The organism is Sinorhizobium terangae (assembly GCF_009601505.1).
Taxonomy (GTDB): domain Bacteria; phylum Pseudomonadota; class Alphaproteobacteria; order Rhizobiales; family Rhizobiaceae; genus Sinorhizobium; species Sinorhizobium terangae.
Map to the genome: position 1 here is coordinate 74,819 of NZ_WITC01000066.1, position 20,192 is coordinate 95,010.

The 20,192-nt window shown below is 62.0% G+C and carries 22 protein-coding genes; 10 read left to right on the forward strand and 12 right to left on the reverse strand.

Features of this window, described 5'->3' with window-relative positions; genetic code table 11:
• Positions 1 to 45 precede the first annotated feature (45 nt).
• Positions 46 to 141: a pyrroloquinoline quinone precursor peptide PqqA gene (gene pqqA, locus GHK62_RS17940; RefSeq protein WP_026187092.1), complete on the reverse strand. Its 96-nt coding sequence runs from the start codon at positions 139 to 141 to the stop codon at positions 46 to 48.
• Positions 142 to 507: 366 nt separating this feature from the next.
• Positions 508 to 1,449 (reverse strand): LysR family transcriptional regulator, encoded by a 942-nt coding sequence (locus tag GHK62_RS17945; protein WP_153440511.1) that lies wholly within the window; start codon positions 1,447 to 1,449, stop codon positions 508 to 510.
• A gap of 115 nt (positions 1,450 to 1,564) precedes the next feature.
• Between GHK62_RS17945 and GHK62_RS17950 the strand changes: the two genes are divergently transcribed.
• Genes GHK62_RS17950 through GHK62_RS17990 form a run of 9 tightly spaced genes read left to right on the forward strand, consistent with a single transcriptional unit; the run spans position 1,565 to position 10,780 of the window.
• Complete coding sequence (locus tag GHK62_RS17950; RefSeq protein WP_153440512.1) at positions 1,565 to 2,614, forward strand: class 1 fructose-bisphosphatase; 1,050 nt, start codon at positions 1,565 to 1,567, stop codon at positions 2,612 to 2,614.
• An 11-nt stretch (positions 2,615 to 2,625) separates the two neighbouring features.
• Complete coding sequence (locus tag GHK62_RS17955) at positions 2,626 to 3,495, forward strand: phosphoribulokinase (RefSeq protein ID WP_153440513.1); 870 nt, start codon at positions 2,626 to 2,628, stop codon at positions 3,493 to 3,495.
• 10 nt (positions 3,496 to 3,505) lie between these two features.
• Positions 3,506 to 5,593 (forward strand): transketolase, encoded by a 2,088-nt coding sequence (gene tkt / locus GHK62_RS17960; protein ID WP_234886948.1) that lies wholly within the window; start codon positions 3,506 to 3,508, stop codon positions 5,591 to 5,593.
• Positions 5,594 to 5,595: 2 nt separating this feature from the next.
• Positions 5,596 to 6,675: a class II fructose-bisphosphate aldolase gene (gene fba, locus GHK62_RS17965; protein WP_153440514.1), complete on the forward strand. Its 1,080-nt coding sequence runs from the start codon at positions 5,596 to 5,598 to the stop codon at positions 6,673 to 6,675.
• Between the two features lie 26 nt (positions 6,676 to 6,701).
• Positions 6,702 to 8,162 (forward strand): form I ribulose bisphosphate carboxylase large subunit, encoded by a 1,461-nt coding sequence (locus GHK62_RS17970; RefSeq protein ID WP_153440515.1) that lies wholly within the window; start codon positions 6,702 to 6,704, stop codon positions 8,160 to 8,162.
• Between the two features lie 26 nt (positions 8,163 to 8,188).
• A complete protein-coding gene (locus GHK62_RS17975; RefSeq protein WP_153440516.1) occupies positions 8,189 to 8,578 on the forward strand; it encodes a ribulose bisphosphate carboxylase small subunit in 390 nt (129 codons plus the stop codon).
• A 13-nt stretch (positions 8,579 to 8,591) separates the two neighbouring features.
• On the forward strand, positions 8,592 to 9,527 hold the full coding sequence (gene cbbX, locus GHK62_RS17980; RefSeq protein WP_153440517.1) for a CbbX protein: 936 nt from the start codon (positions 8,592 to 8,594) through the stop codon (positions 9,525 to 9,527).
• Positions 9,524 to 10,210, forward strand: coding sequence for a ribulose-phosphate 3-epimerase (gene rpe / locus GHK62_RS17985; RefSeq protein WP_153440518.1), 687 nt, complete (start codon positions 9,524 to 9,526; stop codon positions 10,208 to 10,210). The genes cbbX and rpe overlap by 4 nt, the downstream gene beginning before the upstream one ends.
• A 3-nt stretch (positions 10,211 to 10,213) precedes the next feature.
• Positions 10,214 to 10,780: a thioredoxin family protein gene (locus tag GHK62_RS17990; protein WP_153440519.1), complete on the forward strand. Its 567-nt coding sequence runs from the start codon at positions 10,214 to 10,216 to the stop codon at positions 10,778 to 10,780.
• A gap of 163 nt (positions 10,781 to 10,943) precedes the next feature.
• Here the strand turns inward: GHK62_RS17990 and gfa are convergent, their stop codons facing one another.
• From gfa to GHK62_RS18010, 4 genes are all read right to left on the reverse strand, one after another.
• Positions 10,944 to 11,513: an S-(hydroxymethyl)glutathione synthase gene (gene gfa, locus GHK62_RS17995; RefSeq protein WP_153440520.1), complete on the reverse strand. Its 570-nt coding sequence runs from the start codon at positions 11,511 to 11,513 to the stop codon at positions 10,944 to 10,946.
• 51 nt (positions 11,514 to 11,564) lie between these two features.
• On the reverse strand, positions 11,565 to 11,726 hold the full coding sequence (locus GHK62_RS34345) for a hypothetical protein (RefSeq protein ID WP_234886949.1): 162 nt from the start codon (positions 11,724 to 11,726) through the stop codon (positions 11,565 to 11,567).
• 231 nt (positions 11,727 to 11,957) lie between these two features.
• Positions 11,958 to 12,932, reverse strand: a complete 975-nt coding sequence (locus GHK62_RS18005; protein ID WP_153440521.1) for a YVTN family beta-propeller repeat protein — start codon at positions 12,930 to 12,932, stop codon at positions 11,958 to 11,960.
• A 1-nt stretch (position 12,933) separates the two neighbouring features.
• Complete coding sequence (locus GHK62_RS18010) at positions 12,934 to 14,121, reverse strand: ABC transporter substrate-binding protein (protein ID WP_153440522.1); 1,188 nt, start codon at positions 14,119 to 14,121, stop codon at positions 12,934 to 12,936.
• A 120-nt stretch (positions 14,122 to 14,241) separates the two neighbouring features.
• Between GHK62_RS18010 and GHK62_RS18015 the strand changes: the two genes are divergently transcribed.
• Positions 14,242 to 14,751: a DUF3280 domain-containing protein gene (locus GHK62_RS18015; protein ID WP_153440523.1), complete on the forward strand. Its 510-nt coding sequence runs from the start codon at positions 14,242 to 14,244 to the stop codon at positions 14,749 to 14,751.
• A 12-nt stretch (positions 14,752 to 14,763) separates the two neighbouring features.
• On the opposite strand, the gene GHK62_RS18020 is transcribed toward GHK62_RS18015, so the two are convergent.
• From GHK62_RS18020 to GHK62_RS18045, 6 genes are all read right to left on the reverse strand, one after another.
• The gene (locus GHK62_RS18020) at positions 14,764 to 15,633 is read right to left on the reverse strand and encodes a substrate-binding domain-containing protein (RefSeq protein WP_153440524.1); all 870 of its coding nucleotides are present in this window, start codon (positions 15,631 to 15,633) and stop codon (positions 14,764 to 14,766) included.
• Positions 15,590 to 16,126: a c-type cytochrome, methanol metabolism-related gene (locus tag GHK62_RS18025; protein ID WP_153440525.1), complete on the reverse strand. Its 537-nt coding sequence runs from the start codon at positions 16,124 to 16,126 to the stop codon at positions 15,590 to 15,592. Before GHK62_RS18025 ends, GHK62_RS18020 begins: the two co-directional genes overlap by 44 nt.
• 76 nt (positions 16,127 to 16,202) lie before the next feature.
• Positions 16,203 to 18,008, reverse strand: coding sequence for a lanthanide-dependent methanol dehydrogenase XoxF5 (gene xoxF5, locus GHK62_RS18030; RefSeq protein ID WP_153440526.1), 1,806 nt, complete (start codon positions 18,006 to 18,008; stop codon positions 16,203 to 16,205).
• A 266-nt stretch (positions 18,009 to 18,274) separates the two neighbouring features.
• A complete protein-coding gene (locus GHK62_RS18035; RefSeq protein WP_153440527.1) occupies positions 18,275 to 18,688 on the reverse strand; it encodes a c-type cytochrome in 414 nt (137 codons plus the stop codon).
• Between the two features lie 13 nt (positions 18,689 to 18,701).
• Positions 18,702 to 19,532 carry an S-formylglutathione hydrolase gene (gene fghA, locus GHK62_RS18040; RefSeq protein WP_153440528.1) on the reverse strand — a complete coding sequence of 277 codons (831 nt, stop codon included), beginning with the start codon at positions 19,530 to 19,532 and terminating at the stop codon, positions 18,702 to 18,704.
• 9 nt (positions 19,533 to 19,541) lie between these two features.
• A partial coding sequence (locus GHK62_RS18045; protein WP_153440529.1) for a zinc-binding dehydrogenase occupies positions 19,542 to 20,192 on the reverse strand: 651 nt, incomplete at its 5' end.

A 20,192-nucleotide genomic window follows, 5' to 3' on the forward strand; every position in this document is an offset into this window, starting at 1 on the left:
ATCACGGTCGTGATCTTGCGTCGACCCGACCGGAATCATCGCGACCTAGAACAGGATCGGCTCATCCCCGTCCGCGGGAGCGTAGCGGGTGATTTCCATCGCGCAGCTGACTTCAATGAATTTCGGTTTATGCCAGGACATGTCTCCTCCATTCGTCCAGATCTGTGTGCCGCCCCGCATTACCGGCGCCTCGCAACCGGGCCGAACACGAAACAAGCGTTGCTCTCAGAGCGCCGCTTGGGTGAAGAGTCGGAGCGGTCTGTCGCCGCACCGACATGCCCGGCGTCGCCGTCGCCGGGTTTTGCAACCGCTATCGGTCCACGTCGGACCTGACTGCGGCGGTTACGGGTGATCCGTGCGAGGGTCCTCCGCCCTCTATGTTGAATGGTATCAACCGTTCAGTGGCCTCACAATTAAGACCAAGGTGGCGGTCGACACCGCGTTTTCCTGCCGCGCGACGGCGAACATTGTGCGTTCCGTCGACTGATCTGCCGGAGCGCTACCGGCCTAGCCGAACGCGTTGGCCGGATAGGGCTTGCTGACCACCGGCAGGTATCTCGCACCCTGCGCCAGCAGGAACCGCTCGAAAGCCTGCATCGCCGGGGTGGTGACGCGGTCCAAGCGTGATACGCTGAACCATTGCCGGCGGATCGGCGTCTCCACCACATCGAGTATGACCAACCGGCCGAGCTTCACCTCCTGCTCGATAGTATGGGCCGAGATGAAGGCGATCCCAAGACCAGCGATGACGGCCTGCTTGATCGTCTCGTTCGACGCGATCTCCGTGCCGAGTTCCTCCAGTCTGTGCGGCGTGCCGCTCAGAAAGATCTCAAGCGAGATGCGCGTTCCCGAACCCTTCTCGCGTACCAGGAACTGCTCCTGGGCAATCCGCTCCCGCGAAATTTCCAGGACACCTGCAAGCGCATGACCGGCGTTGGCGATGAAGACCAGCGGATGGTCGCCGAACACTTGAGCGCGCACTTCGACATCGCGCGGTGGCCGCCCCATAAGGGCGACATCGATTTCATGATCCCTCAATTTTGTGATGATCTCGGCGCGATTGCCGATGAAGAGATTGATCTCGATGCCCGGAGTCTGATCGCGGAAGGCGGCAATCAGTTGCGGTGCGAAATATTTTCCGGTCGATACGACACCGAGACGCAACCGCCCGGTCCTGAGCCCCTTGATGGCACTGATCGAATCCTCGAGCCCGACGAGGCTGTCTTCAACTGCCCGCGCCGCCTCCAGGAAGGCAATACCGTAAGCCGTCGGAACCATGCCGTTGCGCGTTCTGTCGAACAGCGGCACGCCGGCGTCCCGTTCGAGCTGCTGGATCTGCAAGGTGAGCGCCGGTCCGGTCACACGCAAAGCCTCGGCTGCGAGATTGATTTTCCCCAGCCTGCAAATGGCCTCAACAGTCCGGAGTTGGCGAAGGGTTACGTTGCGCATGCAAGAGAGTAAGTAAATCTAACTTCTGTAGTCAATCGAATAAATTTTACAAACCGCCCTTTTGCGCCATCCTTTCCCGGACATCGTGGGAGGAGACATCGTGGGAGGAGACATCATGTCAGGCGCAACTCTCGAGGCTTATCTCGCATCGCGTACAGCCAATGGCGACGGTCCGGCGCCGGACGTGGCCGCAGTGATCCAGAGGCTGGCAACGGCCGCCCTCGTCGTCCGTAAAATCATGAATCAGGGAGCGCTCGATACCGCGTTCAGTGGCACCCCCGGGTTCAGCAATTCAGACGGCGACCTGCAGAAGAATCTGGACGTCCTGTGCAACGAGCTCTTCCTGTCGTGCCTGCAGGGGGCGCCGGTCGCATACTACGCCTCGGAAGAGCTGGAAAAGCCTGTCCTGCTCAATCCGGCGGCGCACCTCGCTGTTGCGATCGATCCGCTCGACGGCTCGTCGAACATCGAAAACAACGTCTCGATCGGCACTATCTTCTCCGTGCTTCCCGCCGCCAAGGGACCGGACGTGGACCCCTCCCAGTCCTTTCTGCAACCCGGAAACCGGCAATTGGCGGCGGGCTTTTTTATCTATGGTCCGCAAACCGCCCTCGTGCTCTCACTCGGCAAGGGCACGGAGATTTTCATCTTCTCCAACCGGCTCGGATGTTTCGTAGAGGCCTACAAGTCGGTCAGCATCCCGGAGCGCACCAGCGAATTCGCCATCAACATGTCGAACTACCGACACTGGGAAGAGGCGATCCGGCTCTATGTCGACGATTGCCTGGCAGGCTCCGAGGGGCCGCGCGAGCGGGACTTCAACATGCGGTGGATCGCCTCGCTGGTCGCCGACACCTATCGGATCTTGGTTCGCGGCGGGATTTTCCTTTACCCCGCCGATGGTCGAAAAGGATACCACCAGGGTCGGCTGCGGCTAGTCTACGAAGCCAACCCGATTGCTTTCATCATCGAGAACGCCGGCGGCGCGGCCACAAACTCCATCACCCGCATTCTCGATCTCGTTCCGGAAAACCTGCACCAGCGCGTGCCGCTGGCTTTCGGCTCGCGCCGCGAGGTGGCGCGCGTCGCCCGCTATCACGTCGACCCGAACATGATTGGTGAACGCGCGCCGCTTTTCGGCAAGCGCGGTCTGTTTCGCGCCTAAAGGAGACCGGTATGTCAGCCAAATACCCGATCATATCGATCACCGGCTCCTCCGGCGCCGGCACCACCACAGTGAAGGACACCTTCGAAAAGATCTTCAAGCGTGAGAACGTCTCGGCGTCCTTCATCGAAGGGGATGCTTTCCACCGCTACGACCGGGAAACCATGCGCCGCAAGATAGCCGAGGAGAAAGCGCGAGGCGTCGATTTCACCCATTTCTCCGCCGAGGCGAACGAACTGGAAATCCTGGAGAGCGTCTTTGCCGAATATGGCAGGCGCGGCATCGGACGCACGCGTCACTACGTGCATGACGACGCCGAGGCCGCGAAATATGGCGCGGAACCCGGGACATTCACGAACTGGGAAGAGTTTGGCGACAGCGATCTTCTTTTCTACGAGGGATTGCATGGCTGTGCCGTCACCGAGACGGTCAATCTCGCCCAGCATTGCGATCTGAAGATCGGCGTCGTTCCGGTCATCAATCTCGAATGGATTCAGAAGATCCATCGCGACAAGGCGACGCGCGGCTACTCCACCGAGGCCGTGACCGACACGATCCTGCGGCGCATGCCCGACTACGTGCACTATATCTGCCCGCAGTTTTCGCTCACCGATATCAATTTCCAGCGTGTGCCGATCGTCGATACGTCCAACCCCTTCATCGCCCGCTGGATACCGACGCACGCCGAATCCATCCTGGTCATCCGCTTCGCCAAACCGCAAAGCATCGATTTCCCCTACCTGCTGTCGATGCTCCACAACAGCTTCATGTCGCGCGCCAATTCCATCGTGGTGCCGGGCGACAAGCTCGATCTCGCCATGCAGCTGATCTTTACGCCGCTCATCCACAAACTGCTCGAGCGCAAACACCGCATGTCGTGAGGAGGACATCATGAATGTTTCGCAGCAGATCGAAGCCCGAGCCGCCGCATCGGAGCGCAACATGGCCGATGCCATCCGGTTTCTCGCCATGGATGCCGTGCAGAAGGCCAATTCCGGCCATCCCGGAATGCCGATGGGCATGGCCGACGCGGTGACCGTCCTCTTCAACCGCTTCATCAAGATTGACCCCTCCCTGCCCGACTGGCCGGATCGCGATCGTTTCGTGCTTTCGGCCGGTCATGGGTCGATGCTCATCTATGCCATCCATCACCTCATCGGCTTTGCCGACATGCCGATGGCCGAGCTGTCAGCATTCCGCCAGCTCGGCTCGAAAACGGCCGGCCATCCCGAATACGGCCATGCCCTTGGGATCGAGACCACCACCGGCCCGCTCGGCCAGGGAATTGCCACGGCCGTCGGCATGGCGATTGCCGAACAGATGATGGCCGCCCGCTTTTCGAGTTCGCTCTGCAATCACTTCACCTATGTGGTCGCCGGCGACGGTTGCCTGCAGGAGGGTATCGGCCACGAGGCGATTGACCTTGCCGGACATCTGAAGCTGCGCAAGCTCATCGTGCTCTGGGACGACAACCGGATATCGATCGATGGTTCGACCGACCTCTCCACCTCGATGGATCAGCTTGCACGTTTCCGCGCCGCCGGCTGGGACGCGCAACGCGTCGATGGCCACGACCCCGAGGCCGTGGCGAAGGCGATCCAGCGAGCGCACCGGACCCGCAAGCCATCGCTGATTGCCTGCCGCACCCGGATCGGCAAGGGCGCAGCCAGCATGGAAGGATCGCACAAGACCCATGGGGCAGCACTCGGCGACAAGGAAATCGCCGCGACACGCGAAAAGCTCGCCTGGCCACACCCACCCTTCTTCGTGCCGCCCGAGATCAAGTCCGCCTGGCAGCGGGTGGCGGTCAGAGGCCGGATGGCGCGCGAGGCATGGGAAACCCGGCTGGATGCTTCCCGCTCGAAAAGGCGCTACGAACAAACCGTCGGCCGGCAACTAGGCGACGACCTTGCTCCTCTGCTGGCTAAATTCCGAGCGGCACACCGCAAGAGAGCCTCCAAGGTCGCCACACGCCAGGCCTCGCAGATGACGCTGGAGGTCATCAATGGCGCGACGGCCCTGACGGTCGGCGGCTCCGCCGACCTGACCGGCTCGAACCTGACGATGACGTCGCAGACTCAGCCCATCGGGCCTGGCAATTTCAAGGGCCGCTACCTGCATTACGGTATCCGTGAGCACGGCATGGCGGCCGCCATGAACGGCATCGCGCTGCATGGCGGCTTCATCCCCTATGGCGGCACGTTCCTGGCGTTTTCAGACTATGCGCGCGGCGCGATCCGACTCTCGGCACTGATGGGTCTCCCCGTCATCTATGTGCTTACTCATGACTCCATCGGTCTTGGCGAGGACGGACCGACCCACCAGCCGGTCGAGCATCTGGCGATGCTGCGTGCCACCCCCAACCTCAACGTCTTCCGGCCCGCCGACATCATCGAGACGGCGGAATGCTGGGAGATCGCGCTTGGCGAGAAGAAGACGCCAAGCGTCCTCGCTCTCTCGCGGCAGGCTCTGCCGATGCTGCGCCAGACCGACGGCGACGAGAATTTGTCAGCGCGCGGGGCGTATGTCCTCAGGGAAGCGCGTGGGGCCCGCGACGTTACGCTGCTTGCCACCGGGTCCGAGGTCGAGATCGCCGTCGCTGCAGCGGAACGCTTGCAGGCCGAGGAGAGTATCGAAGCGGCGGTGGTCTCCATGCCCTGCTGGGAGAAATTCGAAGTCCAGGATGTATCCTATCAGCGGCAGGTCCTCGGAGATGCCCCGCGCATTGCCGTGGAAGCGGCCGGCCGCCTCGGCTGGGATCGCTGGATGGGGCCGGACGGTGCCTTCGTCGGCATGGTCGGCTTCGGTGCCTCCGCACCGGCCGGAGACCTCTACCGCCATTTCGGCATCACCGCCGACCACATCATCGCCGAAGCGTTGAGGCTCGTTCGCAAGGAATTCCGGGACGCGCGCCCCATCGGCACCGGGACCACCATGCGGGCCGGCGAAGCCGTCATCGCATCGTCCAGGGAGGTTTGACCATGGCCCGTATCACGCTCCGCCAGTTGCTCGATCATGCCGCCGAACACACCTATGGTGTACCGGCTTTCAACATCAACAACATGGAACAGGGCCTGGCGATCATGGAAGCGGCGCGCGCCTGCGACGCACCTGTGATCCTCCAGGCTTCGCGCGGCGCCCGCTCCTATGCCAACGACATCATGCTCGCCAAGATGATGGAAGCACTCGAAGCTATGTATCCCGACATCCCGCTCTGCATCCACCAGGACCATGGCAACAATGTCGCGACCTGCCTCACGGCGATCCAGCATGGTTTCACTTCCGTGATGATGGATGGCTCGTTGAAGGAGGATGCGAAGACCCCCGCGGACTATGCCTACAACGTTGCGATCACCGCGGAAGTCAGCCGCCTCGCCCATATGGTCGGCGCATCGGTCGAGGGTGAGCTCGGCTGCCTCGGCTCGCTCGAAACCGGCCATGGCGAAGCCGAGGACGGCCACGGCTTCGAAGGTGCGCTCGATCGTTCGCAACTCTTGACCGACCCGGACGAGGCCGCCCGCTTCGTCGCCGAGACCGAGGTCGATGCCCTGGCGGTCGCCATCGGCACCTCGCACGGCGCCTACAAGTTCAGCCGCAAGCCGACCGGCGAAGTGCTCGCCATGGATGTGATCGAGAGGATCCATGACCGGCTACCCGACACCCACATCGTCATGCACGGGTCCTCCTCGGTGCCGCAGGAATGGCAGGATGTCTTCAACGCCCATGGCGGCGAAATGCGGGAGACCTACGGCGTGCCGGTCGAGGAGATCGTGCGGGGCATCCGTTTCGGCGTGCGCAAGGTCAACATCGACACGGATTTGCGCCTGGCGGCGGCCGCTGCCTTTCGCCGCGTCGCCGACACGAGCCGCAGCGAATTCGATCCGCGCAAGTTCCTGAAGCCCGCCATGGACGCCATGTCGGCGGTCTGCAAGGCCCGTTTCGAGGCCTTCGGCACCGCCGGCAACGCATCCCGCATCAAGGTCGTGCCGATCGCGGAGATGGCCCGGCGCTACGCGAGCGGCTCGCTCAAACCCCAGACGGCGCAGTCGCAAGCCGCCTGACCACATCCAGAGGAAAGGACTTTGTCATGAACGCCGATGCAAAGACAGAGATCAAGGGCAAGGAACGCTACAGGGCCGGCGTGCTCAAATATGCGCAGATGGGCTACTGGAACGGCGACTACGAGCCGAAGGACACCGATCTGATCGCGCTTTTCCGGATTACGCCGCAGGAGGGCGTCGATCCGATCGAGGCGGCGGCCGCGGTTGCCGGCGAAAGCTCGACAGCCACCTGGACGGTCGTCTGGACCGATCGTCTGACCGCCTGCGACCAATACCGCGCCAAGGCCTATCGGGTCGATCCGGTACCTGGAACGCCGGGGCAGTACTTCTGCTACGTCGCGTACGACCTGATCCTGTTCGAGGAAGGATCGATCGCCAACCTGACCGCGTCGATCATCGGCAACGTCTTCTCGTTCAAGCCGCTGAAGGCAGCACGGCTCGAGGACATGCGCCTTCCCGTCGCCTATGTGAAGACCTTCAAGGGTCCGCCGACCGGCATCGTCGTCGAGCGCGAACGGCTCGACAAGTTCGGCAAGCCGCTGCTTGGCGCCACCACGAAGCCGAAGCTCGGACTCTCGGGCAAGAACTATGGCCGCGTCGTCTATGAGGGGCTGAAGGGCGGTCTCGACTTCATGAAGGACGACGAGAACATCAACTCACAACCCTTCATGCACTGGCGCGACCGCTACCTTTACTGCATGGAGGCGGTCAACCACGCCTCTGCCGTCACCGGCGAGGTCAAGGGGCACTATCTCAACATCACCGCCGGCACGATGGAGGAGATGTACCGCCGCGCCGAATTCGCCAAGGAACTTGGCTCGGTCATCGTCATGGTCGATCTCATCATCGGCTGGACGGCAATCCAGTCGATCTCGGAATGGTGCCGGCAGAATGACATGATCCTGCACATGCACCGGGCCGGTCACGGCACCTACACGCGGCAGAAGAACCACGGCATTTCTTTCCGCGTCATCGCCAAATGGCTTCGGCTCGCCGGCGTCGACCACCTGCATGCAGGCACTGCCGTCGGGAAGCTCGAAGGAGATCCCTTGACCGTGCAGGGCTACTACAATGTCTGCCGCGAAATGAAGAATGAGGTCGACCTCCCGCGAGGTCTCTTCTTCGAGCAGGACTGGGCCGACATCAAGAAGGTCATGCCGGTGGCGTCGGGCGGCATTCACGCCGGCCAGATGCACCAGTTGCTCGATCTTTTCGGTGATGACGTCGTGCTGCAGTTCGGCGGCGGCACGATCGGTCATCCCATGGGCATACAGGCAGGCGCCACAGCCAATCGGGTCGCGCTGGAAGCCATGGTGCTTGCCCGCAACGAAGGCCGCGACATCGCCCATGAAGGTCCCGAGATCCTCAGGGCAGCGGCCAAGTGGTGCAAGCCGCTCGAAGCGGCCCTCGAGACCTGGGGCAACATCAGCTTCAACTATACCCCGACGGATACTTCGGACTTCGTACCGAGCGTAAGCGTCGCCTGACGGATACAGGAATAAGGAGAGACGACATGCGTATCACTCAAGGATGCTTCTCGTTCCTGCCGGACCTGACGGACGAACAGGTAACGGCACAGGTGGAGTACTGTCTCGGTAAGGGATGGGCGATCGGCGTCGAGCATACTGACGATCCGCATCCCCGCAACACCTACTGGGAAATGTGGGGCAATCCGATGTTCGACCTCAAGGATGCCAAGGGCGTCATGATGGAGTTGGAGGATTGCCGCAAAGCCCATCCGCAGGATTACATCCGCCTGAATGCCTTCGATTCCAGCCGCGGCCTCGAGACTGTGACGATGTCCTTCATCGTCAACCGTCCCGACAACGAGCCAAAACTGCGAATGACCCGCACGGAAAGCCGCGGTCGCAGCCAGCGCTATGCCTGGGAAACGCAGCGATAAAGGAGCAGACAAGATGGCGATGCCGCAAGCCCAATCGAGCACCGAAAGCCTGCCGACATCGGTCGACCTCGCCGAGGAATACAGGGCCTCCGGCGTCGCCGAAATCCTCGACGAGCTGGATCGAGAGCTCGTTGGCCTGAAACCCGTGAAGCGGCGGATCCGCGAGACGGCCGCCCTGCTGCTCGTTGAACGGGCCCGCCGTGCGATGGGCCTCACCCACGAGCCGCCGTCGCTGCACATGAGCTTCACCGGCAATCCCGGCACCGGCAAGACGACGGTCGCCTTGCGCATGGCCAATCTGCTGCACAGGCTCGGCTATATCCGCAAGGGACATCTCGTGTCGGTGACGCGCGACGACCTGGTCGGACAATATATCGGCCACACGGCGCCCAAGACCAAGGAGATCCTGAAGAAGGCAATGGGCGGCGTGCTGTTCATCGACGAGGCCTATTATCTCTACCGTCCGGACAACGAGCGCGACTACGGCCAGGAAGCGATCGAGATCCTGCTGCAGGTCATGGAGAACAACCGCGACGATCTTGTCGTCATTCTCGCCGGCTACGCCGACCGCATGGACCGGTTTTTCGAGAGCAACCCGGGCTTCCGCTCGCGCATTGCCCACCATATCGATTTTCCCGACTACGACGACGGCGAGCTCCTGTCGATTGCAGAGAGCATGCTCAGCCGTCAGGGCTATCGATTTGACGCCGAGGCGACAGCGGTGATGGGCGACTACATCGCGCGCCGCCGGCGCCAGCCGCATTTCGCCAATGCGCGCTCGATCCGCAACGCGCTCGACCGGGCGCGACTGCGGCAGGCAAACCGCCTGTTCGAGGAAACCGTCGGCCCGGTCGACGCCGAGCAACTCTCAACCATCACGGCTCGGGACATTTCCGCAAGTCGCGTGTTCAGCATGGGAGAGCCCAATCATCCGGAGACGTCGTCATGAGCGAGAAGACCATCATAGCCCCTTCGGTTCTGTCGGCTGATTTCGCACGACTCGGCGAAGAGGTCGAGACCGTTTGCCGGGCGGGTGCCGACTGGATCCACCTTGACGTTATGGACGGCCATTTCGTGCCGAACATCACCTTCGGGCCACCGGTCATCAAGGCGATCCGGAGCCGAACGGACAAGGTGTTCGACTGTCACTTGATGATCGCACCAGCCGACCCGTTTCTCGGTGCCTTCGCCGAGGCCGGCTGCGACATCATCACAGTTCATGCCGAAGTGACTACCCACCTCGACCGGTCGTTGCAGGCGATCCGCGACCTCGGCTGCAAGGCCGGCGTGTCGCTCAATCCCTCGACGCCGGAAACCACCATCGAATATGTGCTGGACCGACTGGACCTCGTCCTCCTGATGACGGTCAATCCGGGTTTCGGCGGCCAGGCCTTTATTCCATCGGCCGTCGAGAAGGTGCGGCGCGTGAAGTCCATGATTGGCAGCCGTCCAATCCACATCGAGATCGACGGCGGCGTGACGCCGGAAACGGCACCGCTCGTTGCCGCCGCCGGTGCGGACGTGCTGGTTGCCGGCTCCGCGGTGTTCAAGGGCGGCAGCGAGGAAGCCTACGCGAGAAACATCGCGGCCATCCGTGCGGCCTCCGATGGCGCGATGCAGAAAGCGGCGTGAGCCATGGCCGCGACACCTCCTGTCTGTGATTTCGGCTGGCCGGCGGTCGACGCCAGGCTTCCCGGCGCCGATGGTCTCACCCACTCCATATTCGATCGGGCCGGCCCGAAGGGGCTGGTCGTTGCCTTCATCTGCAATCACTGCCCCTATGTGAAAGCGGTCATTGCCCGGATCGTTCGGGACGCGGTCGGCCTCAAGACTCACGGTGTCGGCTTCGTGGCGATCAACGCCAATGACGCCGGCACGTATCCGGAAGACTCGTTCGACAACATGAAGCGCTTCGCTTCGCAAAACGCCCTGCCCTTTCCCTATCTCTACGACGAGGACCAATCCGTCGCCAAAGCGTATGGCGCCGTCTGCACGCCCGACTTCTTCGGCTTCAACAAGGACATGAAACTGCAATATCGCGGGCGACTGGACGCCTCGCGCAAGGAGATCGGCCCTGCCGATCTGAGGCGCGACCTTTACGAGGCCATGGTCATGGTCGCGCTGTTCGGCAAAGGCCCGTCGGAACAACAGCCCTCCATAGGCTGTGCCATCAAATGGAAAGCATCGGCCTATCAGGCTTGAATTCCATTTCGCCGACGGGTTAGCCACCCCCTCTGCCCTGCCGGGCAGAGGGGGTGCCTCCAACCGACTTGGCCGTAAACGCCTCAAACCCCACCCGTTGGGAGCGCCTCCTAACAGGAGACAAACGGGCGGGGTCCGAGGGAGGAGGCGTTGGGCTCTCTTGTCAGGCCGGCAATGCGCCGGACTGTTTTGCGATATGCGTGGCGATTGCGTCCATCAGCGCAGGAGACAAGCAGTCGTAGGGGGGCAGGCCGAGTTCGGTCAGGCGTGCACGGATGTCCGGCATCCTGTCGGGGCTGACGCCGCTTTCGATCACGGAGGATACGAAGGCTGCAAATTGCGGCGGCGACCAACCGGTTTCGTCGCTGAGCTCGGTATGCACGAAATCGAGGCCATAGAAGGGATGCTTGGTATTCTCGATCCGGCCATACATGTGCGTACCGCAATCCTTGCAGGCGTAGCGCTGGATCGTTGCGCTTGGATCGATGATCTGCAGCTTTTCCGAACCGGATGTGACGTTCACCTTGTCGCGGCTGACAACCGCGATCTGCGCAAAGATCGCGCCATTTGGCTTCCAGCATTTGGTGCAGCCGCAGGCATGGTTGTGTGCCGTCTGTGCATCGATCCTGACGGTCACCGGATTGGTTGTGCATTTGCATTTCAGCGTGCCGCCCTGGAAGTCCGGGCTGGCGGGCGGAAAGCCGTTGTCGATGGACGGATGTAGCTTGAGCATCTGTTCCTCCTCTCTCTTGAACGTCTTCAGGTCCTTCCCGAGAAAGCAGGATCAAGGCAAATGCCGTCGGCGGCAATATAGCGGAAAGTGTCGGTTTTCGGCGTCGACCGCCTGCAAACGGGCACTGTCGAGCACCTTGTCCATCTCGAAATGGATGTCGCGCAGGATCTCGTCGCCGCCGAATGCCTTTCGTCTGACATCGACCTTGATCATGCCGTCCTCCAGCGCCGCACGCGGCGTTCTGACGGCTGCAGAGCAGCGCCTCGCGCATCACGCCGATGAATGAAAGCGCGTAAACCAGCACTATGCCCAGGGGCCGATACAGGAGTTCGTCCGATACGATCTAGAGCAGCAGAAGGAGTTCATCGCCTCCTCCCCCAAAACTGTCATTTCCGGCCGGCTCACTGAACGAAGGTCTGCACCTTCCGGCTGCATTGCTTCTTCTTAGTTCGGAGCGACCACGACGCCCCAGGGCTGCTCGCCGACTTGAACCGAGCGGATCACCGTTTCCTCTTTGACATCGATGATGCTGACATCGTTTGAGTTGCCATTCGTGGTGATCAGGAATTCCTCGTCCGGGGTGAATGCCATCTGCCAGACGCGCTGCCCGACAAGCAGGTAGTCGAGAACTTCGTCCTTCACGGCGTCGATCACCGCAACCCGGTTGGCCGGGCCGAGCGCCACGAAAACGCGGGAGCCATCCTTGGTCGCCTTGACACCCACCGGCTGCAACCATTCCGGCAGAATGCCCGGCACGGCAAAGCCGATCTTCTTGGCGATCGTCGGCTCGGGCGCCGCCAGGTCGATCACGGAAACGGTGCCGCCGATTTCAGAGCTGACGTAAAGCTTCTTGCCGTCGGCCGTGAATTCGGCGTAGCGCGGGCGCTGGTCCACCCGCACGTTGTGCTCGATCTCGTAGGTGGAGGCGTTGATGAAATGCGCCATATTGGTGGTTTCGGAGGTGTTGATGATGGTCTTCGCATCCGGGCTGACCGCAACGCCTTCCGGTTCGACGCCGACCGGTATCTCGGCCACCACCTGACGCGTCTTCACGTCCACGACCGTTACCAGATTGTCGTCCTCGTTCGCCACGTAGAGCGGATTGCCTGAGGGATCGAGAACGAACAGCTCCGGATCGGCGCCTGACGGCAGCGTATGCAGTTCCTTGTAGGTTTCGGGATCGAAGACCCGGACGGTGTCGTCATCCGAAGCGCAGACATAGAGCTCCTTGCCATCGGGGCTGATCGTGATGCCGCGCGGCCTGTTGCCGGCCGGAAAGGTGGCGATCACCTCCCAGCTTTGGCTGTCGAGCACTGTCACGTTGTTGCTGCGTTCATTGGTCACGAAGACCTTGTTGGCCTCAGCAGGGCCGGCAAACATCAGAACGGCCGGCAAGAGCAACACTGCGGATCTCAGCATTCTATCCTCCAAAGGCGTGGCAAGCGGTTTCGGGTGCATCCGTGCCCAGCGTGTCGAGCGGCGAATGCTGGTGCAGGTAGCCATCCTGCGGCGAAACGGACACCGTCACCCGCCCATCGGTCAAAAGGATCGGCTGACGCATTTGCCCGTTCCAGGGACGGAAGGTCAGCTTCTGGCCCTTGAACGCAGCCAGTTCGAAATCCTCAGAAAGGGCATAGGCCCTGACCGACGCCGGATCGGTCTTGCCGGACTGCGTCACCGCTTCGCCGATCACCCGCATGGCAAGCCAGGCCTGGTAGTCCTCCTCGCGCATGCCGCGGCCGGCCAGTTTCTCGAAGCGGCGTTGGAACTGCGTCGCGCCCCAGGCTTCATGGGCGGCATGCCAGGACACCGGGCGCAGGCCCGCGGATCCTGCCACAGGCCGCGGATCCCAGGAGTGATAAGGCAGGTAGGGTGCGAAGACGCCGGCCTCGTCGGCCGCGATGATCACGTCGTAATCCTCGGCATCCTGGGTAAATGCGGGAATCTGTTTTTGCACCATGACGTGGCCGGTATCGGTGCGCCGGGCGCCGCCGGTGTCGACGAACTCGCGCTCCTCGACGATCTCCGCCCCGAACTTGGCGGCCGATTTGCGGTAGCTTTCGGCCAGAAGCTGGTCTTCGGGATGCGAGCCGTGGATCAAGAGGATACGCGGCCATTTCTTCCACATGAGGAACTGGATGACACTATCGCTGAGCATGGCGCGGCTCGGCGAGACATGCAGTACATTGGCCCGGCAGTCGGCGTCGCGCAGCGTCTCGTCGCGAGCGCCTGCGTTCAAAAGCAGCACTTCGGGCCCGGCCCGGTCTGACAGCGCCTTCAGGGCGTCGCCATCGGCGATCACCGTGATCAGGCCGAAGCCTTCTGCCTTCAGCGCGTCCAGCGCTGCCGCCGCCTTGTCCCGTGAAACCGCCTGCGTTTTCAGCGTGTAGTCCGTGTCCGTGAATGCGCCGGTCGTCCGATTGTCCTCGTTGCCTACGATGGCGCCGGCAAAGCCCAGATCGGCAGGTAGCGCGTCGAGCCGCGAAATCGGCGTGCCGACCGCACGGTCGATCCTGAGCACGGCAGCCTTCACCTCCATTGCCCGTAAGGGGAGCGCGACAAGCATCGCCGCGCAAAAGGCGGCAAGCGCAAGCCGTAGGTTGGACATTGCCGGAACGACCTCCCAGTCTGACACTCCCTTTGGGGAGGAGATTAACAGCGCAGTTTTTGTTGCAAAACCGATACTTAAGGAGCGTAGTTTCGCAAAAAGCCTGTGCTAGGCTGAGCCATGCAACGCATCCTGACAGCGCTGATCCTGGCCTTGTTGCCGACACTTGCCGTGGCGGGGTTGGACAAGCCGCTGATGTCGGGTGCCCAGGTGGCATTCCTCGGCGTGACCTTCATCGATCTGTCGACGGAGGGCGCCTACAACGGTGTGCGCGCCGACGAAACGGCGCGGCTCGAACTCTTGGAGGGTGCCGCGCGCGACCGTTTCGCAGCGGAAGGTTTCGTCATCCTCTCCAATGATCCCGTGGCGACCGATCTCGCCAACACGGTGAACCCCGCCAACTGCAACGGCTGCGACGTGCGCATGGCCGCCCAGCTCGGGGCCGACTATGTGCTGGTTGGCGAAGTGCGGAAAATATCCAACCTCATTCTGTCGATAAGCCTCGTGCTACGCGACGTGCGCTCGGGCGAGATGCTGCGCGGCCTCGCGGTCGACATTCGCTCGAACACCGACGACAGCTGGCTGCGCGGCCTTCACTACATCCTGAAAAACCACTGCTTCAAAACGTGAGGCCGGCAGGCGTCATTGTGACGCCTTGAGCGGCCCTGTGCCCATATCGTTCACGAGCGGCACACCCGCCTCGGTGAGAATGGCGTTGATCTCGGGCTGATTTCGGCGGATCAGGGAGTTCAGCTTGCGCTCCCAGACCTTCTCGCCTTGCCTGACGCCCATGGTGATGCGGTAGAAGAGCTTCGGCAGCGCCGGCTCCGACAAAAGCGGCGTCACCTTCAGGTCCGGATGGCTCGCCTTGACCAAGGGGGCGCCGATCGGCCCCCAGAGGATCGCCGCGTCTATGGCGCCAGACTTCAGGTCGGCGAGCATTTCGTCGGCCGGATCCTCGTAGCGTCGATCGACCATCAGATGGTACGGCCTGGCTTTGGGCAACAGTCCGTTCCGCGCCATATGCGTCGCGGGCGGGGTTCCAGCGATGACGCCGATCCGCTTGTCCCTGAGGAGTGGATCGGACAGCTTGGTCACGCCGGACAGTGGACCGCTCGAGGGGACGATCAGCACATAGGCCGAGGTGTAGTAGTGGTTGGTGTTCAATACAAGTTCATCGCCCTGGGCGTAGCCGATGACCACATCGCAGGCATTGGCCTGCAAAGTCTTGCGAATGAAGCCGGTGGCCATTGGATACCACGTGTAGTCCAATGGCAGTCCAAGCTTGGACGCCATGAGCTCGGCAATTTTGTTCTCGTACCCTGCGCCCGAGCGATCCGACATCGGCAGATTGGCCGGATCGGCGCAGACACGAAAAGCTGTCTTCGACACCAGATCCGACGTCTGCGCCATTGCCGGACCGATACGGACGACGGCCAGGACGAGAACGCTGACTGCTGCGCCGACGCTAGTTACTGCCGAGGCACGATTTTTCAGCATCCCGGATCTCATCCGATTTCGCTTCCTTCTTGGCCGGGCGTCCCCGCGGCAAGGCACCTGAGCCACGCGCTTTCAAATAGGTATAGATGTCGTCGAGATAACACATGACATTGGCGTTCTCGCCGAATGCGGGCATCACCGAGTGCTCGGCCACGTTCACCTTCTTGCGTCCGTTCGTGACAACTTCGAGGAAGGCGTAGTAGTCCAGATTTATGGCGGAGTTCTTCAGGGCCGGCGCGTAGCTCGAGCCCTCGCCCTCCGGGCCATGACAGACGTGGCATTCGGAATGATAGCGACGGAAGCCCGAATAGGTCATCCAGTCAACCGTGCCATCCTTGGCGATATTGAAGGTCGGAACGTCATCGGCGGTATAGTACCGCCCGTTCTCGCTGCGGACGGCGGTGATGTTGTCCTTTGGCGCCGACGCGTCTTCCGCGCCTGCGGGGCCGGCAAAAAGCGTCAATGCGGAAAGGATCAACGGTATCGCGGGTCTGGTTCTGGTCATCTTATGTCCTTTTAGGCGGGGACGAATGGACGCGAGCTTCACTGCCCGCGCCCATTCCCTGGCGAGGATTGCCCCTTCAATCCGGCAGCTTGAACACGGTGAGCGTGCCGCCGAGCGCGGTGTAGTTGCTGAGGGCCGCATAGCCGCCGACTGCTCCGAGACCCTCATTCGGGTTGGTCAGGCCCGCTGCCAGACCAATGCCGGCCCAGCCGCCGACACCCGAGAGCACAGCGACGTACTGCTTGCCGTCACGGGCGTAGGTCATCACGTTGCCGATCACCCCGGAAGGCGTCTTGAAGCGATAGAGCTCCTTGCCTGTCGCGGCATCGACCGCCTTCAGATAGCCCTCTAGCGTTCCGTAGAAGACCACGTCACCGGCTGTCGCCAGAGCGCCCGACCAGACGGAGAAGGGTTCCGGCAGGGACCACTTGATCTTGCCTTCCTTGTTGTCCCAGGCAATGAAATTGCCCATGCCGCCATGGCTGTCAGCCGCCGGATACATCGATAGCGTCGCCCCGACATAGGGCTGCCCGGCGGTGTAGTTTACCCGGAACGGTTCGTAGTCCATGCAGACATGGTTGGTGGGCACGTAGAACAGTTCAGTCTTCGGCGAATAGGCCGCGGGCTGCTGGTCCTTGGTTCCGAGCGCCGCCGGGCAGATACCAGTCGAGTTGGTGTCCTCGCCATTCTGCTCGGTCGAAAACTGCGCCACGACCTGCGGCCGACCGTACTGGTCGGACTTCGGATCCATGACCACTTCGCTCGCCCAGTTGACCTTGGGATCGAACTTTTCCGCCACCAGCAATTCGCCGGTGACACGGTCCATCGTATAGCTGAAGCCGTTGCGGTCGAAGTGGGTCAACAGCTTGCGATCCTTGCCGTCGATCTGCTGGTCGGTCAGGATCATCTCATTGACGCCGTCATAGTCCCATTCGTCGTGGGGCGTCATCTGGTAAACCCATTTGGCCATGCCGGTATCGACATCGCGCGCCCAGATGGTCATCGACCAGCGGTTGTCGCCGGGCCGCTGGGTCGGGTTCCAGGTCGAGGGGTTGCCCGATCCGTAATACATGAGGTTCAGTTCGGGATCATAGGCATACCAGCCCCAGGTGGTTCCACCGCCGATCTTCCACTGATCGCCTTCCCAGGTGGCGGTGCCCGAGTCCTTGCCGACCGGCTTGCCAAGGTGTGTGGTCTTTTCTGGATCCATCAGCGTATCGCTGTCCGGGCCCATCGAATAACCGCGCCACAGGAGCTTGCCATCCGCCATCGAATAGGCCGTCACGGAGCCGCGCACGCCGAATTCGCCGCCGGAGATGCCGACGAGCACTTTGTCCTTCACCGGCATGACGGTGGCGGTGTTGGTCTCGCCCTTGGAGGGATCGCCGTTCTTGACGCTCCAGATGACCTTGCCGGTCTTGGCGTCGAGCGCCACGACCGTTGTGTCGGCCTGATGCAGGAAGATCTTGTTATCCGCATAGGCCACGCCCCGATTGACGGTGTCGCAACACATCACGGGAATGACGTTCGGATCCTGCTTTGGTTCATATTTCCAGAGGATCTGGCCGTCTTTCTTGAGATCCAGCGCGTAGACCGTGTTCGGGAACGGCGTATGGACATACATGATGTCGCCGATGACGAGCGGCGCACCTTCGTGACCGCGCAACACGCCGGTCGAGAAAGTCCATGCCACCTGCAGTTTCCCGACATTGTCCTTGTTGATCTGGTCAAGCTTCGAGTAGCGCAGGTTGGCGTAGTCGCCGGTCTGGATAGCCCATTGATTGGGATCGTCGATAAGCTTCTGCAATTCCGAGTTGGCGAGAGCGACCTGCGCGCTGCCGCCTATCGACATGATGGCAAGCAATGTAAGAAGTCGTTTCATTTCATCCTCCTCTTGAGTGCTGCCGATCAGGGCCATTCAACCCGCTCGCCCCGGGAAAACCTCGTGGGTCTCCTCACTTCCCGGTATCGGCCTGCGACACTACCCCCGCCGCTTCAACGAGGCCGGGGCATCTTCCTCATGCTTCTGGTATTCGGCTCCTCCTTCGCTTTAGTGCGTGTCGCCTGAAAGTGCGCCGCGGCTTCTGGACGTGCGTGAAATCAAAGACTTAAAGCGCATCGCACGGCTCGAAACGAATGCGACGCGCCTTAGGGAAACGTTGCCAAATATGCGATCAGATCGGCGCGCTCCTGGTCCTTGCGCAATCCCGCAAAGGTCATCTTCGTGCCGGGCAAAAAGGCTTTCGGATTGGTCACGAACTCAGCGATCTTGTCAGGCGTCCAGGTCAATCCGCCCTCCGCCGCCTTGGTCATGGCTGGCGAATAGGAGAACCCTTCGATTTTGCCGGCCGGGCGGTCGACCACACCGGTGAGCAGCGGACCGGTCTTCGATTTGGCATCCGGACCTATCGCATGGCAGGCCTGACACTTGCGGAACACTGTCTTGCCCGCTGCCGGGTCGCCGGCAGCCGGATCAAGTGCAAGCGCCGGCGCAGCCGGGCCTGCGAGAACTCCGCCAAATACGGCTGCTGCGGTCAGTGCGGTACCAGGTCTAAAAGCCATGCCTTCCTCTCCCTTACGCGGCGTTCAACCGCTCTGCATGCCAGCGCACGTGGTCTTCGCCGAAGCTCGCCACGAAGTAGTAGCTATGGTCATATCCCGCCTGCATCCTGAGGACGCCGGCCTGGCGCCGCTCGGCCATGAGCCGGGCCATCGCCTCGGGCTGCAACTGTCCCAGGAACTGGTCTGCCGAGCCCTGATCGATCAGGATATCGCCCTGCCAGCCGAGTTCGCTGAGAAGCAGGCAAGCGTCGTACATGCCCCAATGGGCTTCGTCGTCGCCGAGATAGGCCGAGAACTGCTTGCGGCCCCAGTCGGACCGGGTCGGATTGAGAATCGGTGCAAAGGCGGAAACCGAGCGGAACAGCGAAGGATTGCGAAAGGCGATCGTCAGCGCGCCATGACCGCCCATCGAGTGTCCGGTAACGCCGTTGATGCCGTTGAGCGGCAATTGCTCCTGCAGCAGGGCGGGCAATTCCGTGACGATGTAATCATACATCCGGTAGTGCCGTGCCCAGGGCTTCTGCGTCGCGTTGACGTAGAAGCCTGCGCCCTGACCGAGATCATAGGCCTCGTCGTCGGCCACCCCTTCGCCGCGCGGCGAGGTATCGGGGAAGACCAGCGCCAGCCCCTCTTCCGCCGCGTGGCGCTGCAAGCCCGCCTTTATCATGGCGTTCTCATGGGTACAGGTCAGCCCCGAGAGATACCACAGCAGCGGGACCGGACGCGTCCGCGCCTGCGGCGGCAGATAGAGGCCGAAGGTCATCTCGACACCGCAGACCTCGGACAGGTGCCGGTAGACCGACTGCGTCCCGCCGAAGCATTGATTTTGCGTTACCAGTTCCATGTTTCACGCTCAGTAGACGACGACCGAGCGAATGCTTTCGCCGGAATGCATCAGTTCGAAGCCCTTGTTGATGTCGTCGAGCGGCAGCGTGTGGGTGATCATCGGATCGATGGCGATCTTGCCCTCCATGTACCAGTCGACGATCTTCGGCACGTCGGTACGCCCGCGCGCGCCGCCGAAGGCGGTGCCCATCCAGGTGCGGCCGGTGACCAGCTGGAAAGGCCTCGTCGCAATCTCCTGGCCGGCGCCGGCGACGCCGATGATCACCGACTTGCCCCAGCCGCGATGCGAGGCTTCGAGCGCCTGGCGCATCACCTTCACATTGCCGGTGCAGTCGAAGGTGTAGTCGGCGCCGCCGATCTGATCGGCGCCGCGTTTCGTCATGTTGACGAGATAAGGCACGATGTCGTCGCCGACCTCCTTCGGATTGACGAAGTGGGTCATGCCGAACTTCTCGCCCCAGGGCTTCTTGTCGTTGTTCAAATCGACGCCGATGATCATGTCGGCGCCGGCAAGCCTGAGCCCCTGGATGACGTTGAGACCGATGCCGCCGAGACCGAAGACGATCGCCGTCGACCCCATTTCCACCTTGGCGGTGTTGATCACCGCGCCAATGCCGGTGGTGACGCCGCAGCCGATGTAGCAGATCTTGTCGAACGG